General features: G+C 65.8%; 16 protein-coding genes. 4 read left to right on the top strand and 12 right to left on the bottom strand.

Annotated elements, in window-relative coordinates; translation table 11 throughout:
• Positions 1 to 36 precede the first annotated feature (36 nt).
• Genes A5744_RS05100 through A5744_RS05110 form a run of 3 tightly spaced genes read left to right on the top strand, consistent with a single transcriptional unit; the run spans position 37 to position 4,738 of the window.
• Complete coding sequence (locus tag A5744_RS05100; RefSeq protein WP_083679206.1) at positions 37 to 1,206, top strand: Xaa-Pro peptidase family protein; 1,170 nt, start codon at positions 37 to 39, stop codon at positions 1,204 to 1,206.
• On the top strand, positions 1,196 to 2,314 hold the full coding sequence (locus tag A5744_RS05105) for a M24 family metallopeptidase (RefSeq protein ID WP_076058964.1): 1,119 nt from the start codon (positions 1,196 to 1,198) through the stop codon (positions 2,312 to 2,314). Before A5744_RS05100 ends, A5744_RS05105 begins: the two co-directional genes overlap by 11 nt.
• Positions 2,315 to 4,738 (top strand): CoA transferase, encoded by a 2,424-nt coding sequence (locus A5744_RS05110; RefSeq protein WP_076058966.1) that lies wholly within the window; start codon positions 2,315 to 2,317, stop codon positions 4,736 to 4,738.
• Here the strand turns inward: A5744_RS05110 and A5744_RS05115 are convergent.
• The 4 genes from A5744_RS05115 to A5744_RS05130 all read right to left on the bottom strand — a co-directional run bounded on the left by A5744_RS05115 (position 4,735) and on the right by A5744_RS05130 (position 8,521).
• The gene (locus tag A5744_RS05115) at positions 4,735 to 5,571 is read right to left on the bottom strand and encodes an SDR family NAD(P)-dependent oxidoreductase (protein WP_076058967.1); all 837 of its coding nucleotides are present in this window, start codon (positions 5,569 to 5,571) and stop codon (positions 4,735 to 4,737) included. The two genes, A5744_RS05110 and A5744_RS05115, sit on opposite strands and share 4 nt — an antisense overlap.
• 11 nt (positions 5,572 to 5,582) lie before the next feature.
• On the bottom strand, positions 5,583 to 6,422 hold the full coding sequence (locus A5744_RS05120; protein WP_076058969.1) for a mycofactocin-coupled SDR family oxidoreductase: 840 nt from the start codon (positions 6,420 to 6,422) through the stop codon (positions 5,583 to 5,585).
• 23 nt (positions 6,423 to 6,445) lie between these two features.
• Positions 6,446 to 7,648: a cytochrome P450 gene (locus tag A5744_RS05125; protein WP_076058971.1), complete on the bottom strand. Its 1,203-nt coding sequence runs from the start codon at positions 7,646 to 7,648 to the stop codon at positions 6,446 to 6,448.
• A gap of 222 nt (positions 7,649 to 7,870) precedes the next feature.
• Complete coding sequence (locus tag A5744_RS05130; protein WP_076058972.1) at positions 7,871 to 8,521, bottom strand: TetR/AcrR family transcriptional regulator; 651 nt, start codon at positions 8,519 to 8,521, stop codon at positions 7,871 to 7,873.
• A 219-nt stretch (positions 8,522 to 8,740) separates the two neighbouring features.
• Here A5744_RS05130 and A5744_RS05135 point away from each other — a divergent pair, with 219 nt between their 5' ends.
• Entirely contained in the window at positions 8,741 to 9,916 is a 1,176-nt protein-coding gene (locus tag A5744_RS05135) for an acyl-CoA dehydrogenase family protein (RefSeq protein ID WP_076058974.1), read from the top strand.
• Positions 9,917 to 9,925: 9 nt separating this feature from the next.
• Here the strand turns inward: A5744_RS05135 and A5744_RS05140 are convergent, their stop codons facing one another.
• From A5744_RS05140 to A5744_RS05175, 8 genes are all read right to left on the bottom strand, one after another.
• Positions 9,926 to 10,195 (bottom strand): DUF4190 domain-containing protein, encoded by a 270-nt coding sequence (locus A5744_RS05140; RefSeq protein ID WP_076058975.1) that lies wholly within the window; start codon positions 10,193 to 10,195, stop codon positions 9,926 to 9,928.
• 103 nt (positions 10,196 to 10,298) lie between these two features.
• On the bottom strand, positions 10,299 to 11,078 hold the full coding sequence (locus A5744_RS05145) for an acyl-CoA dehydrogenase family protein (protein WP_076059145.1): 780 nt from the start codon (positions 11,076 to 11,078) through the stop codon (positions 10,299 to 10,301).
• A 25-nt stretch (positions 11,079 to 11,103) separates the two neighbouring features.
• A complete protein-coding gene (locus A5744_RS05150; RefSeq protein WP_076058977.1) occupies positions 11,104 to 12,207 on the bottom strand; it encodes an acyl-CoA dehydrogenase family protein in 1,104 nt (367 codons plus the stop codon).
• Positions 12,204 to 12,635: a nuclear transport factor 2 family protein gene (locus tag A5744_RS05155; RefSeq protein WP_076058979.1), complete on the bottom strand. Its 432-nt coding sequence runs from the start codon at positions 12,633 to 12,635 to the stop codon at positions 12,204 to 12,206. Before A5744_RS05155 ends, A5744_RS05150 begins: the two co-directional genes overlap by 4 nt.
• The gene (locus A5744_RS05160) at positions 12,607 to 13,833 is read right to left on the bottom strand and encodes an amidohydrolase family protein (RefSeq protein WP_076058980.1); all 1,227 of its coding nucleotides are present in this window, start codon (positions 13,831 to 13,833) and stop codon (positions 12,607 to 12,609) included. The genes A5744_RS05155 and A5744_RS05160 overlap by 29 nt, the downstream gene beginning before the upstream one ends.
• Positions 13,834 to 13,836: 3 nt before the next feature.
• The gene (locus tag A5744_RS05165; RefSeq protein WP_076058982.1) at positions 13,837 to 14,160 is read right to left on the bottom strand and encodes a hypothetical protein; all 324 of its coding nucleotides are present in this window, start codon (positions 14,158 to 14,160) and stop codon (positions 13,837 to 13,839) included.
• The gene (locus A5744_RS05170; RefSeq protein ID WP_076058983.1) at positions 14,144 to 15,421 is read right to left on the bottom strand and encodes an aromatic ring-hydroxylating dioxygenase subunit alpha; all 1,278 of its coding nucleotides are present in this window, start codon (positions 15,419 to 15,421) and stop codon (positions 14,144 to 14,146) included. Before A5744_RS05170 ends, A5744_RS05165 begins: the two co-directional genes overlap by 17 nt.
• A 4-nt stretch (positions 15,422 to 15,425) precedes the next feature.
• Positions 15,426 to 15,959, bottom strand: a complete 534-nt coding sequence (locus A5744_RS05175) for a carboxymuconolactone decarboxylase family protein (protein ID WP_076058985.1) — start codon at positions 15,957 to 15,959, stop codon at positions 15,426 to 15,428.
• Positions 15,960 to 16,166: the final 207 nt, after the last annotated feature.

Consider the following 16,166-nt stretch of genomic DNA (forward strand, 5'->3'; position numbering starts at 1 on the left):
ACGTTCGCGATTCCCGAAACACCCGATCTCGCCCGCATGCGTCGCGAGACCGGGGCTCGGCTGCGCTCGGCGATGGCCGAACGCGGGGTCGACGCGATGATCCTGCTGGGCAACAACGCCGTGGTGTATGCGACCGGGACCAGCTGGCCCCTGGGCGATGCCGGGCTGTCCTACGTCGAGCGACCCGTCGCCGTCGTAGTCGGCGACGACCCGTGGCCGCACCTGTTCCTGCCGTTCCGCGAGGGCGCCGCGCACGAGGCGGACCTACCCGCCGACCACCTGCACGGACCGGTCTATCTCGAATTCGATGAGGGTGTCAGGATTTTCGCCCGCCAGCTGGCCGACCTCATTCCTGTCGGCGCAGCGATCGCCGTCGACGAATGCACCGGCGCCATGTCGCGCGCGGCGAAGTTGTTGTTCCCCAACGGCGCTCCCGCCGATGCCGCTGCCGTCGTCAGCGCCGCCAAGGCAGTCAAGACGCCGGACGAATTGTCCTGCATGCGCACCGCGGTCCGGATCACCGACCAGGCGATGGTCGAAGTCCACAAGGCGCTGGCACCCGGCATCCGCCAGATCGAGCTATCTGCAAACTTCTTGCGACGCGCCTTCGAATTAGGTGCCGAGGCAAGCATGCTGGAACCCATCTGGCAGGTGATGCCGCCGAGCAAGGCCGAGGGCGTGTGGACAACGCACGGAGATCTCGCGCTGCCCCTGCTTTCCACCGAGCGCGAGCTGGCCGAAGGCGACGTGCTCTGGACGGACGTCAGCATCACCTACCACGGCTACTGCTCGGACTTCGGGCGCACCTGGATCGTCGGCCTGGACCCGTCGCCGCCGCAGCGGGCGCAGTTCGACAAATGGTTCGAGATCTTGAGCGCGGTGCTGGACGTGGCCCGCGCCGGAGTCACCGCCGCCGATCTGGGCCGGGCCGCGATCAAGGCCAACGGCGGCACGAAACCTTGGCTGCCGCACTTCTACCTCGGCCACGGTATAGGCGTCAACGCCGCCGAAATGCCCATGATAGGAACGGATCTCGGCGACGAGTTCGACGAGAATTTCGTGCTGCAGCAGGGCATGGTGCTGGTATTGGAGCCGGTGGTCTGGGAGGACGGCACCGGCGGTTACCGCAGTGAAGAGGTCTTGGTGATTACCGACGACGGCTGGATCAAGTTGACCGACTACCCCTATGACCCCTATGGCAACTGAAGTCCTGCCCGACGATAGGGCCCTGCGTCTCGGCCGCAGGCACCGGGCGCTGGAGCAGATGGCCGCGCACGATCTGGACGTCCTGGTGCTCGGGCGGCAGGCCAACGTCCGTTACGTGTCCGGCACACCGCAGCTGTGGGTCGCAGGCACCCGGCCGTTCGGACCCACCTGCGTGCTGGTTCGCGAGACCGGTGCCGTTCATCTGCTCAGCACGTGGGATGAGGGTGTCCCCGACGACATTCCCCACCAAAACCTGTACGGCATCTCGTGGAACCCGATGAACACCATCGCGGCGCTGCAGCGCATCGACGGCGCGGGCACGGCGCTCCGCGTCGGGACCGATGCGCTCTCACCGGCTTTCGCCAAGTTACTGCCCAGCGCATTTCCCAACGCCGAGTTGGTCGACGGGGAACTGGCCATGCGGGCCGCCCGGCGCATCAAGACGGCCGAAGAGTTGGTTTCGCTGCGGGATGCGATCGCGGTCGCGGAATCGGGCCTGGCCGCCGCGGTCTCCGAACTGCGGCCGGGGGTCAGCGAACAGATTCTGGCCGGAGTCCTGCTGGAGGCACTGGCGGCAGGCGGGGTGAGCACGCCGTCGAATCAGGATGTCGCGTGGGTGACTTCGCGCGAACATCCGTGGCGCCGGGTCAACGGCGACGACCGCATCAAAGACGGCGACCTCGTCGCCTTTTCCGCTGGCGTCCTGGCCGGCGGCTACATCGGCGAGGTGGGACGCACTTGGCCCGTAGGCGAACCCTTCGGCGCCGCGGCGCTGTATCGACGCTGGGACAACCTGTGGGCCAAGCTGTTAGCCGCGTGCCGGCCGGGAGCGGGAGCCGCCGAGTTGCTGGGCGCGTACCAGGCCGCGGGTGAGCCGCCACCGCCAATGCCGGTGGCCCGGGGCCTGGGCATGGGCTTCGACCCGCCCGTGGTCTCCGACCACCTGCCCGAAAGCGCGGTCCGCGAACGACTGGAGCCGGGCATGGTGCTGGCCGTGACCGGCTACGTCTGGGAAGCCGGGGTTGGGGCGGTCTTTGGCCGCGAGGCGGTCCTCATCTCCGCCGACGGTCCCGAAGTGCTGACCCGTAGTCCGTCGTGGCAGGCATGAGTGGGGGAACCTGAACCGCAGGCGCCGCTCGCCGGTTATACGGTCGTCGACCTCTCAACCGGAATCGCGGGCGCGTACTGCACCAAATTACTCGCCGACGGCGGCGCCGCCGTCGTTAAAGTGGAGCCGCCGCAAGGTGATCCGCTGCGACACTGGTCGGCCTCCGGCGCGACCATCCCACCCGGCGCCGACGGCGCGTTGTTCAGCTTCCTGGCCGGATCGAAACACAGTGTTGTCGCCGATCCCGAAGTGGACGATGACGTCGAGATGGTTCACCGGTTGCTCGCGGCGGCGGACGCGGTGGTCTGGTCCACGGGTTCCAAAGTGGCTGAACACCAAGACTTCACACCCGCTGCGATCCATCGAGCGTATTCGCATGCCACCGTTACGTCGATCACGCCCTTCGGCCTGGAGGGGCCATGGCGCGACCGGGCCGCGACCGAGTTCACCCTGCAGGCGTGGTCGGGCGGGATCGTCGGTCTGGGACGCGGACTGCCTGAGCGAGCCCCTGTCTACATCGGCGGGCAGGTCGGGGAATACATGGCCGGGGCCTACGCCAGCGCCGCGATGCTGGCGTCACGGTTTGGCCGCGTTGACTCGGGGGAGCCGGGAGAACTCATCGACCTGTCGATGCTCGAGACCCAAATCCTTTGTCTGACCTACTACCCGGTCACCTACTATGAAATGCTGGGCCGCCCATGGCGGGATGCGCGCCGACTCACGGTGCCTGGGGTGGCCCAGGCGAAAGACGGTCTGATCGACCTGGGATGCGGCACCGCGCAGCAGTGGTTCGACCTGTGCGCGATGGTTGGCCACCCGGAATGGATCGATGAAGAATCACCGCTGACCATCACCGAGCAGGCCAACATCCACGCCGAGGACATCTACGCGTGGGTGGAGACCAATCAGGTCGACGAGATCCGCGAACTCGCAACGGCATTCCGCATTCCCAACGCTCCTGTCGCCAACGGCGCCAACATCGCGTCGCTGGAACACTTTGTCGAACGCGGTTCCTTCGTGCGCAACCCGCGTGGCGGTTTCCAGCAGCCGGGCCCTCCCTACCGGATGCGGCCCGCCCGGCTTCGGCCGCCCGGTCCGGCGCCGCGACTTGGTGAACACACAGCGCGTTACCGGGCTGCCAATTCGCGGCCGCGTCCGGTGCCGACGGGTTCGTCCGCCCCGAATCTGTTGCCGTTCAGCGGGATCCGGATATTGGACATGACGACGTTCTGGGCCGGTCCTTGCTGTACCCACTTTCTGGCCATGCTCGGAGCCGATGTCGTGCACGTGGAATCCGCGCGCCGGCCCGACGGTACCCGGCTCATCGCCGGCGTGCCGATCACCGAAGACCAGTGGTGGGAGAAGTCGCCGATCTACGCGGCGCTGAACACCAACAAGAAGGGCCTGACGCTGAACTTGCAGAGCCGGCGCGGGCGCGAGGTGTTGCTCCGGCTCATCGCGACTTGCGACGTCATCGTGGAGAACTTCACTCCTCGGGTTCTGGACCAGATCGGGCTGGATTTTGCTGCCGTACAGGCTATTCGGCCCGACGCCGTCATGCTGCGGATGCCCGGATTCGGGCTCGACGGGCCGTGGCGCGACAATCCCGCGTTCGCCTATGCCATCGAGTCTGCTTCCGGCCTGAGCTGGCTGACCGGATATCCCGACCGCCCTCCCTACGAGCCGTATTCGATCGGCGACCCCAACGCGGGTGTGCATGCGCTCAACGGCCTGCTGCTGGCGCTGGAACACCGCCGCCGCACCGGTGAGGGCGTGCTCGTCGAGGCCGCGATGGTCGATGCCGCACTCAGCATCTCGGCCGAACAGATCATCGAGTACACCGCGTACGGCGCGCTGTTGGAACGCGCGGGCAATCGCGGGCCCGCCGCGGCACCGCAGAATCTCTACCGCGCCGCCGACATCGACGAGTTCGGTCGAATCGACAGCTGGGTCGCGATAGCCGTGACTAGCGACGAACAGTGGCAAAGCCTGTGCGGCGCGCTCGGATCACCTTCTTGGGCGACCGATCCTGCGCTGTCGACGGAAGCGGGGCGACGGGCACACCAGGATTCGATCGACGAGCACCTGGCCGCGTGGTGTGAGCAGCGCACCCGCGACGACATCGTCGCGAAGCTCTGGGATGCCGGAGTGCCGGTGGCCAAGGTCATGCAGCCCCATCGCCAAACGGAACTGCAGCAGCTGGCTTTTCGTGGCTTCTTCGAGGAAGTCGACCACCCGGTCAATGGCCGGGCCAGGCTCAGTACCGTGCCGATGCGGTTCGCCGGCGGTCCGGCGCGATTCCACACGAAGGCCGCGCCGCTGCTGGGGCAGCACAACCACGAGTTGCTTGCCGAACTGGGTTTGACGCCGGCGGAAATCGCCGAGCTGGAGGCCGACGGAATCATCGGCCAGGCTCCGGCTTAGTGGCGCCAGCCCTCGGCGGCCTGATCGTCGAAGGTGCGGTCGATGCGCTCGAACCTACGGTGCACGGAAGCGCGGGCGGCCTCATGCGGAAGGATGTACAGCCGATTGGCCAAAATCGCGTCGGCAGTCAGGCGGGCGACCTCGTCGACGCCCAGGGAGTCGTCCTGCGCCGGCAGCGGCCCGAGCGACCCCGTCACGTCGGGGGTCGACGCCAATCCGTAATCCGCGCCGCGAATTCGTTCGGAGTTGGAGACGAGCTTGGTTTCGACGACCATCGGGCACAGCACCGACACCCCGATGCCGCTGTCCTTGACCTCGCGCGCGAGTGTCTCCGCGAGGGCGACCACGCCGTACTTGGCGACGCAGTAGGCCCCGAGGCCGGCATTGGGTACCAGGCCGGCGAACGACGCGGTGAACGCGACGTGGCCCCCCGTGCCCTGCTCGAGCAGCCTCGGCACGAACGCCTCGACGGCGTGAATGGAGCCCCACAGATCGATGTCGATCACCCAGCGCCAGTCCTCGTGCGTCATCTGCGCGATCGGACCGGCAACGACGATGCCGGCATTGCTGAAAACCACGTCGACCTGGCCGAGCAAGCGGAAGGCCTCGTCCGCTAGGTGAACCATCTCCTCGAGATGCCGGACATCGCAGGTCACGCCATGCGCGTCGAACCCCTCGTCCTGCAGCTGCGACACCGCCTGTTCCAGCCCGGGCTTGTCGACGTCGGCAAGCACCACGCGCGCGCCGCGACGAGCGAACTCGGTGGCGGTGGCAAACCCGATGCCACTCGCACCGCCGGTGACGACCGCACCGCGTCCCTCGAATCCGTCCATAGGACGGAACCCTATTTCAGGCAGCTACCCGCGTCGACGGGCAGGGTGACGCCGGTGACGTAGCGCGATTCGTCCGAAGCGAGGAACAGCACCGCGTTGGCAATGTCCTCCGGCTCCACCCAGGGAACGGGCAGTGTGTGGAACATCTGGCAGATCGGGGCCATGTCGTCGGGGCCCGGGTTTTCGAGATCCGGGCGGAACAGCTTGTAGGCCCCTTCGTTGTGCAGGATGGGCGTCCGCACGTGGGTCGGATGCACGGAGTTGACACGAATACTGTGGTGCCCCAACTCCACCGCGAAGGACCGCATGATGCCCACCACGCCGTGCTTGGCGGTGACATAGCTGCCGCAGTGCGGGTAAGCCTTTAATCCGCCGACCGAGCTGGTCAGAATGATCGAGCCGCCCCTGCCGCCTGCAATCAGATGTGGGACACCGGCTTTCACCGACTTCCAGACGCTCGACAGGTTCATGTCGATCATTTCCTGCCAGTCATACTCGCTGGTCTTGTCCAGGGTGTCGCCGCCATTGCCGATGCCTGCGTTGGCCACGATGATGTCCAGCCGGCCCAGTTGCTCCACGCCGCCATCGACCGCCGCTTTCACTGCGTCGTAGTCGCGCACGTCGACCTCGGCGGTGACGATTCTGCGGTTGAGTCCCTTGACCAGGTCGGCGGTCTCGGCGAGATCCTCTGGCGTCGAGCCGGGAATGGTGGTGTTCTGCACGAAGGATTTACAGATGTCGACTGCGATGATGTCGGCGCCCTCTTGCGCCAGCCGCACCGCGTGGGCGCGGCCCTGACCTCGCGCCGCCCCGGTGATGAAAGCGACCTTGCCCTCAACACGTCCGGTCATGGTTACCTCATTTCCTTGATGGCTCAACCGATTACGGCTGGCATGGTGTCCCAACCCCGCACAGTCGAGGTCGGGGAGAGCTTGCACTCGGCAAGGTCGACATCCCACTCCGGAAACCGCTTCAAGATTTCCTCGAGCGCGATCCGACCTTCCAGGCGGGCCAGCGCCGAGCCAAGGCAGTAGTGGGTGCCCACACTGAACGTCAGGTGCTGGCGTGGCTCGCGTCGGATGTCGAAAACATCTCCGTCCGGCGGGAATTGGCGGTGATCGCGGTTCGCCGCGCCGACGAGCATCATCATGACGCTGCCCTCCGGGATGCGGCGCCCGTAGTACTCGACATCACGGGTCACGTACCTGGCCACGTGGGGCGCCGGCGGTTCGTAGCGCAGCAACTCCTCGATGGCCCCTGGAATCAACGACGGGTCGGCGACCAGATCGCGCCGCTGGTCGGGGTGCTCGGCCAACACCTTTCCCGTCCACCCGATGAGCCGGGTGGTGGTTTCGTTGCCGGCGCCGGACACCACGCTGATATAGATGAGCAATTCGTCGCGGCGGAGTCGGCGGACGGTCCCGGTCTCGTCTTCGAACTCCACGTTGAGCAGTTCGGTCATGATGTCGTCGGAAGGATGTTCGGCACGCCAGTCGATGAATTGGCCGAAAAACTCGCCGTTCATCATGTTTTCGGCGGTGGTGTCCATGGGTTTGCCGGCTTCGGTGCGCAAGTTGGCGTTGGCGCGATCGCGTGCCGCTTCTTGGAACTCCTCGGGCACACCGAGCAGCATCCCGATCACACGCATCGGCATCTGCACGCCCAGGTCGGCGACGAAGTCGAACCGGTCCGTGCCGATGAGTGGATCCAAACTCTGAGCACAGAATTCGCGGATCTTGGATTCCAGCTCGTTAATTTTGCGCGGCGTGAACATGCGGGATAGCAGCTTGCGGTGGATGTCGTGGATCGGCGGGTCCTCGAACAGCACTACGCCCGAAGGGATCTCGATGTTCGCCTTGATCAGCTCGAGTATCGCGCCCTTGGCCGAACTGAAGGTCTGGAAATCGACCAGCGCGTCATTGACGTCGGCGAAGCGACTCAGCGCATAGAAGTCATGCTGTTCGTTGTAGTACAGCGGAACGTCCTCGCGGAGCCGCCGAAACATCGGGTACGGGTCGGCGTTCAGCTCCACGTCGTACGGATCGAAGTACACCTCGCTGGCCGCGCTGACTGTCACGGGAAATCAATCGCCTCTCGCCGGAACCGCGTCGCCCCGCCCCCCGGGGAATCGCCGTCGTGTCGCCTGAGAACCCTGTCATCGCCACAAGTCAGTGTCAACGACGAATCCGTTTTGGCTATTTGCAATTCTAGATATTAGAGAATCTGATTCTCACGAGGCAAGTGGCGTGCGATAGTTGCTCATTTGAGTGTTGCCGTGCCGCTGGTTATCGCGTGATCGCTAGCCGACGAATCCGCGTGAGCAGAAGTCCCAGACCTCGTCGGCGGTGATGGGATGGATCGTCGCGTCGTCCGGGCCCCCGCTGGACTGAGCGATGAACATCACCGTCTGCATTGTCATGGCGGCCACTCGCTTGGGATTGATCTCGGCGCGCAACTCGCCCGCGTCGCTGGCCGCTTCCATCAGTTCCGTCAGCAATGCCAACAGGGGCGCGTGCGCGACCTTGACCTCGGCCGGGTGTGTAACCAGCAATCGCGGCGCAAAGTCGGTGAACAACGGCCGTTTCGCCGTGGGATCCGGGCGCGAGGACTCGTACAACAGCTCAACGGCAACCTTGAGCCGCTCGAGCGGATCTGTGTGACTTTCCGTGGCGGCGCGAATCTGGTCGGCGGAGCGGCTCAGCGCGTCTTCGAACAGCGCGAGCAGCAGTTCGTGCTTGCCGTCGAACTGCAGGTAGAAGCTCCGCAACGACTGGCGGGAACGGTCGACAACCTCCTGGACGGTGAAGTCCGTGCTGCCCTTTTCGATGATGATGGCTTGCGCCGCATCGAGGAAACGCTGGACGCGCTGGGCGGCCCGCAGTTTCGCGGTCTTGATCGACCGCTCGACGGCGCGCTGCTTCCAGGCGGGCTCCTCGCTTGGGCTGGTCACGAGCGGCTCAGGGGATTGCCGCGAGGGGAGAACATGATTGGACTCTACCGGAGAACGCCGTGGCATCTGTGCGCTCGACCCCCTCACGGACGACGTGTCTGAGATTGTAACTTTCTTACCACGAGAATACTATTCTCTTACACGCGCGTATGGAAGTGAAATCGCAAGAGCGAACTGCGCCGTCAGCGGAAACCCTGATCTACCCCTTCTAGGAGTGCCGTGCAGCTGAGTTTCGATGCCGATGTCGAGGCGTTTCGCTCCGAGTTCGTCGCTTTCCTCGATGCCAATCTGCCCTCGGAAGCCGAGGCATTCGACCGGCCCCGCTCGAGTTCACACATTCCGGATTGGGCGCGCCGCTGGCAACGGTTGCTGTTCGACAGTGGGTGGCTGCTGCCCGGCAACCCGCCGGAGTTCGGTGGACGAAACGCCACCTTGTTGCAGCAATACGTGTACCTCGAAGAGTTGTCGCGACGCCGGATCTACCAGAGTTTCAATCCGCAGGGCGTGGGCATCATCGCGGCGTCCCTGTTGACGTTCGGCACGCATGAGCAAAAGCAGCGATGGGCCGTGCCGATTCTGCGGGCCGAGATCACCGCGTCGCTGGGCATGAGCGAACCCGGTGCGGGCTCGGATCTGGCGTCATTGAAAACCCGCGCGGTGCTAGACGATGACCACTTCGTGGTCAACGGGCAGAAGGTGTGGACATCGGGCGCCCACGACGCCGACGTGCTTTTGACCTTCGTGCGCACGGACTCCGAGGCGCCAAAACACAAGGGCATCAGTGCTTTACTCATCCCTACCGACACCCCCGGCGTGGTCCGCCGGCCCTTCGCGTCGGTGGCGGACAGCGAAGACGTCGACTTCAACGAGGTGTTCTTCACCGACGTGCGCGTCCCGGCCGAGAACTTGGTGGGGGAGATCAACCAGGGCTGGCGGGTGGCAACCGGTTCGCTCGGTCACGAGCGAGCCATGTTGTGGATGGACTACGCCGGGATGTTGCACGCGCTGACCGTCGATTTCGGCGCGTCGGGACCGCTGCAGCGCGATCACTACGCAACCCTGGTTATGGATTGCTACGCGCTGCGGCTGATCGGGTCGGCGACTTTGGCCAAGGCCGCACGCGGGGAAGAGGACGTGCCCGCTCAGTCGGTGCTGAAGCTTCTCGGGTCGGAGGCGATGCAACGAGCCTGCGAGGACGCGTTGAATGCCGAGGGGCCGGACGGGCTCGTGCTTCACGCGGTCACCTCGCCCGTCGCGCCGCTGAACCTGGACAGCCACTACGGCAGCTGGTTCGATCGCTACGTGCGCACGTTCGCCGCGACCATCGCCGGCGGGACTTCCGAGATCCAACGGAACATCATCGCCGAACGCATCCTCGGCCTCCCGCGCAATTAGCGTGCGGGATCAAGGCTTTCGAGCGTCCACCCAGGCGTAGTAGGCGATGGCGACGAGCCCGGCGACGATCGCCGCCGCCCCCAACACGATGCCGGCAACCGCGGCGCGGGGGTTGTCGGCTTCGCGGCGCTGGACGCGCCTTCGGGCGACATCACCGGTCAGCACCGCCGCGATGCCGAGGGGCACTCCGATCAGGAGCCAGCAGGTGCCGAGTGCGACCACGCCCAAGATGACGGAGGCGACACCCACCTGGTTGCGCGGTGCGACGGGGCGGCCCATGCGTGCCAAGTCTAGGCGCCGCGGCCGTGTGCCAGGGATTGCCGCTCTGAGGCGGGCACATTGGGTATCCCTCCCGCTTTGTGGCAGGTGGGACATCGAGCTCCTACAGCTGCGCCAGCCGCGGCGCATATCCTTTGGACCGCAACGACTTCCCCGCCTCCTGGGTCAGTTCTCTCGCGCTGCCCAGCAGGCCGTCCAGGACCAGGGCCCGTTTGATATGGCGATGCAGGGGATGTTCGGCGGTGAAGCCGATGCCACCGAGAACCTGCTGGCAGTGGCGCGAGGCGGAGAGCGCCGCCTGGCCGGCCGCGGCCTTCGCCAGCAGGGAAGCCAGGCCGTCGGCGTCCTCAGCGGCCGCACCCAGCGTCGCTTCCGCGCCCTCGATGGCGACCAGCGTCTCGGCCAACCGATGCCGGATCGCCTGAAACGAGCTGATGTGGCGACCGAATTGAACGCGGTCCAGGGCATGCTGGCGCGCCAGCGACAACATCGCGCGGCTGGCGCCGACCAGCCACCAGCCCACGGCCCGTCGCCCGGCGGCTAACGCGGTCGGCGGCAGCGACTCTCCCCGCGGCACGGAACGTATCGGCAGTTCGTCGTCGAGTGCCGAGCTGGAGCCATCGCCGCGTTCCCACACCACCCAGCGGTCACCGGCACACGGCAGCGGCACGCTGCCCTCCGGCGCGCTTCCGGTCGCCCGCAGTACGACGTCGTTGAGCACAGAGGCGTGCGAGCCGGTCTCGCCGAGCAACTCGAACACCAAAGGGACTGCGGTATCCGGGATCTCGTCGAGCATGTCGAGCCAGCCGAGCTCGGATAACGCCGCGTCGAGCTTGGCTCCCGCCGCCGCGGTCATCGCGGTGCGTAGAGAGTCGGCCAGCATGCGCAGCGCCTCGGGGTCCACGGCTCTACTCCTTTCCGAGGTCGAGCAGCCGGCGGGCGATGATATTGCGCTGAATCTCTGCGGTGCCGCCGTAGATGGTCGCGGCGCGGGAATACAGGTATTCCGAGCGCCATTGCGTGTCGTCGAGCTCCAGGGCTCCCGGGAGTAGGTCGCGGACGGTGTCGTAGAGCCGTTGTTCGGCGCTGGCCAGCAGCACCTTGTCGATGGAGGTGTCCGGACCCAGACGTGCCCCGTCGCGTAACCGGTGCTGGGTGTCGCGGGATCGGCAGCGCAGCGTGTGCAGGGCGAGATAGGCTGCGCCAAGCTCGAATTCGTCATGGCCGTCGGGTTTGTCGGCGGCTGTCTGCGCGATGAGCTCGTCGAAGCGGGAGTAGAGGTAGGCGATCCGCTGCCAGAAGCAGGCGGAGCGTTCGTAGGGCAGCAGGTCCATCGCCAGCCGCCAGCCGTCTCCGGGTTGGCCGAGCATCCGGCTCGACGGGATCACCACATCGTCGTAGTACACCTCGCAGAACTCGTCCACGCCGTGCATCGTGCGCAGCGGCCGAATGGTGATGCCGGGGGTGTCCAGGTCGACGAAGAACGCGGTGATTCCGTCGTGGCCGGGCGCGGTGCGGGCGAGCAGGACACACCGCGTCGAGAACTGGGCGAAGCTCGTCCAGACCTTCTGTCCGTTGACGATCCAGTTGTCGCCGTCCTGGACCGCCCGGGTGGTCAGCGACGCCAGGTCGCTACCGGAGCCGGGCTCCGAAAAGCCCTGACACCAGTGCTCGGCGCCGCTGAGCAGGCGCGGCACCATCTCGGCGGCGAGTTCTGCAGGGGCGTAGTCGATCATCGTCGGCGCGAGGACCTCGAGCATCGAGTACGGGCCGGGCTCGGCGAGCCGGCGGCCGACCACTTCTTCGCCGACGATCGCGCGCAGCACCGCGGGCCCACCCAATCCGCCGACTTCGACGGGCCAGCCGTAGCGCATCCAGTCTGCGTCGTAGAGCGCCCGGCTGACGCGGGCGAATTGCCGCATGTGTCCCTGCAGCGAGTGGTCTGGCCCCGGGGTCAGGTCATTGTCGTCGAGCCACGCGCACAGCCCCGCCCGGAACTCCTCGACATTCACGGGGTGGGGCGGCCGACGGCGTGCGGGCGTCCGGAATCGTGCACTCCGCTGCGGCGGATGAACGTCATGGCCCGGGTCTTCAGCCGCCATCCGTCGGCGGTGCGGGAGTAGGTGTCGCGGTAGTAGCCGATGCGCATGTCATGGGTCGCATGGTCGATGAAGCACAGCGGTTGCGTCCCGCTGGCCGCATCACCGTCGATGTCGACCAGCGCAGTTCCGGTGAGAAACAAGCCCTTTGGGGCCGCGGCCACCAGTTCCGGGAACTTGTCCAAGCCGTACGTATCACCGAACGCGCTGTAGGTGCCGTCGGGTGTGAAGACGCCGATGAGCCCGTCGATGTCTTCCTGGGTGATGGTGACCGCGTAGCGGGCGAGGAGTTGCTGGATCTCGACCAGATCCTCAGTTCTGGTCGGCTGATTTGTCGACATAGACCTTGCCGCCTTTCATGACAAAGCTGACGTGCTGGGTAACGGTTATGTCTTCCAACGGGTTTCCCGGTACCGCGATGATATCGGCGAGCTGGTCCGGCGCGAGCCGCCCGCGGTCGGTCGAGTTGATGAGCTCGGCCGAAGTCACGGTCGCCGCCCGCAGCACCGCTAACGGGGGCAGACCCCAGTCGACGAGCGTGACAAGCTCGTCGGCGTTGCGGCCGTGTGGAATCGCCGGGGCGTCGGTCCCGACCGCGATCTTCACGCCCGCTTCGTGCGCGGCCACTATCGAGGTGCGCGACTTCGGGAACATCTCGGCGGCCTTCGCCTGTAGTTCGGGCGGGGCGTGCGAGACGTCCATGCCCTCGGCCAGGCGCCGGGTGGATACCAGGAACGTGCCGTGCTCGACCATCATCGCGATGGCCTCGTCGTCGACCAGGAAGCCGTGCTCGATGCAGTCGATGCCGGCTGCAACCGCGTGTTTGACGGCGTCGGCGCCGTGCGTGTGCGCGGCCACCCGCAGCCCGCGCCGGTGCGCCTCGTCGACGATCGCGCGCAGTTCCTCATCCGAATAGTGCTGCGCCCCAGGTGGTCCCGTCAGCGACATCACGCCGCCCGAGCAGCAGACCTTGATGAGCTCGGCGCCGTGCTTGATCTGGTAACGCACCGCCTTGCGGATCTCGTCGATTCCGTTGGCGATGCCCTCCTCGATCGTCAAGTCCAGCACGTGCGGTGCGAACGCCGCGAACATCGTCGGATCCAGATGCCCGCCCGTCGGCGTGATGGCATGACCGGCCGGGACCACCCGCGGCCCGTCGATCCAGCCCGCGTCAATTGCCTTGCCCAGCGCGACATCCAGCAGGTAGCCGCCGGTCTTGACGAAGAGACCGAGATTGCGCACGGTGGTGAACCCCGCGCGCAGCGTGCGGCGGGCGTTGCCGATCGCGCGTAGCACCCGGGTCGGGGGATCGTCCTGGACCTGCGACAGCCCGGGCTTTTCCCCGCGGCCGCCCATCAGGAGGTTGACCTCCATGTCCATCAATCCGGGCAGCAGGATTTGGTCGCCGAGGTCGATCAGCTCGCCCTCGGTGTCACCGCCGACACCGAGGATGCGATCGCCGTCGATACGCAGGATACCGGGCCGCAGGATCTCGCCGCTGTCAACGTCGAGCAGCCCGGCGGCCTTGAGCGTCAACACCTCTCAGATCACCGGCTCCCGGATCAGTTCCACCCATGCGGCGCCGCTGTCGGGCACGCGCGGCTGCTTCCACGCCTCTATCGGGAACGACACCATGACCAGCGACTGCATGATGTGCATCAACGTACGGGCGTCCTCGGGCAGATCGTCCAGCGGGAACTTGTCGCAGTACTCGATGGCATCGTTCAGCCTGGGGAACGCGACGTCGTAGAACGCCTGCATCTCGGGCATGGTCGAGGCCAGTCGCTTGGCGTAGCGCTCGGGTTCGGTGGCCAGGTCCCAATCCAAATAGGGCTCCAGGTCAGCGAATTCAGACGGTAACGCCATTGTTTTGGTACTCCTTAACGTAGTCGGCGGTCGTCTTGTGCAGATGGCGGATCAGGATCTCCTGATCGCACAGCAGGAACTCCTTGACGGCCCGGGTGCCGATCATGGTCTGGGTCGCCTCCAGCGTGTTGGCGTCCTGCAGCGCGTACTCCTTGAACGTCACCGCCGCCAGCTCCTGGGCGAGGCGTTCCCGTGCGTTGCGCGGCGGAACGAAGTACAGCGTGCACTCGAAGATGTGCTTGTCGACGGCGGTCGGCCAGTAGTGGTAGGTCAAGAACCAGCCGGGCTCCCAGATCAGCAGCATGAAGTTCGGGTAGAAGAGCCAGGAGTCGATGCCCCACTGCGGCGCCCTCTTCACGTTGACACCCGGTGGCAGCTCCAGCTTCTCGATGATCTCCGGCTTGTCCCAGGGGCCGAACAGTCCGCTGCGCAACACCTGATCCATCGGCTTGACCATGGACATGTCCGGGGGCGGCGCCTGACCACCCCAGGTCGACTGCAGGTTGTGCGGGCCGGCCAGCTCGTAATGCAGCGCCTCGTAGCCGTACTTCTGGATCTTCGCGGCTTCTTCCTTGGTGTACTGCCCCTGGTGCAGGATCGGCGCGTGGTAGAACTCGACGAACGCGTCGATGAACAGCTTCCAGTTGCTGCCGACCTCGGCCCGGTAGGAGTAGGTCTCCGTCATCTCGCCGAACGGGTAGCCCTCGATGCTCTTGGCCAACGGCCCCAGGTAGTCGGTGAGCGGCGCCGCGTTGTTGTCGAAATTGATGAAGATGAAGCCTTCCCACACCTCGCAGCGGACGGGCGCCAGGCCGTACTGGCTCTTGTCGACGTCGAAGAACTCATCTTCCTGCTGGACGAAGGTCAGGTCGCCGTCCAGGCTGTAGCGCCACGCGTGGTACTTGCAGGTGAACTGCCGGCAGGTGCCCGATGTCTCCTCGTGCGGAAAGTCGTTCCACACCAGCTTGTTTCCACGGTGCCGGCAGACGTTGTGGAACGCCTTGACCGTGCCGTCCTTGGTCTTGACGATGATCACCGACATGCCCTTGCCGGCCGAGGGCAGTTCCTTGGTGAAGTAGCTGCCGGTGCGCGGGAGGCGCTGGACGCGGCCGACGTTGAGCCATGTCTTCTTGAAAATCGCTTCGCGTTCGGCTTCGAAGAATGCCGGATCGATCGAATCGGTGTAATCGACGGGGGCGGTGCCCAGTTCGGGATAGTTTTCTGTCCAGCTGCCTGCGGCCGGTTTCGTGAAGTGGGGCAAGGCTCTAACCTTTCTCGTTCTCGAGCTGTACGCCAAAAGTGTTGATGGCCATGGCGAGTGCGATGTAGCCACCGATGGTGAAGATCAAGTCCATACGCTGATGTTCGTCAAGCCGTTCGCACAGAGCCGTCCACGTCTGATCCGAGAGGTTGGATTTCTCGTCGAGCTCGTCGACGGCCGTGAACACGGCGCGATCGAACTCGTCGCTCGTCTCGCCGGTCTGGGCGGCGGCGATCTCGGCGTCGGACAGTCCCTCCTTCTTCGCGATGCTCACGTGGTGGGACCACTCGTAGTCGCAGCCGCGTCGATGGGCGACACGCAGGATCGCTTGTTCGCGGATGCGCGCCGGGAGGGTGGAGCCGAATAGCAGGTACCCGCTGAACCGCAGGAATGCGCGGGCCAGTTTCGGGTGGCGGACGAGCGTCGACATGAGGGTGCCGGCGTCCCGGGGGTTGCGCCTTTCCTGGGGCAGCATGCCGGACAGTGACTGCTCGACAGCCTCGTCCCACTGGTCGGCGGGCAGCGGCCGCAGACGCATCAGGCAAGCTCCTCTCGGTGAAAGAGAATCATATTCTCATTTCCAACCAACAGACTTGCACGATTCGGTCGGCTGGTCAATGCCAGCGGGTGGCGATCCGCACTGGCCAGCCGCCCGGGGGACCGCGGTGGAGGCGTTGCCCGGGGGCCCCTGCGCTGCGTCCTCGCTTGCCGGCGAAACGTCAGGTTTTCTCTAGGTGGCCCCGGC

The sequence above is a fragment of the Mycobacterium sp. IS-1264 genome, assembly GCF_001954195.1.
Lineage (GTDB): Bacteria > Actinomycetota > Actinomycetes > Mycobacteriales > Mycobacteriaceae > Mycobacterium.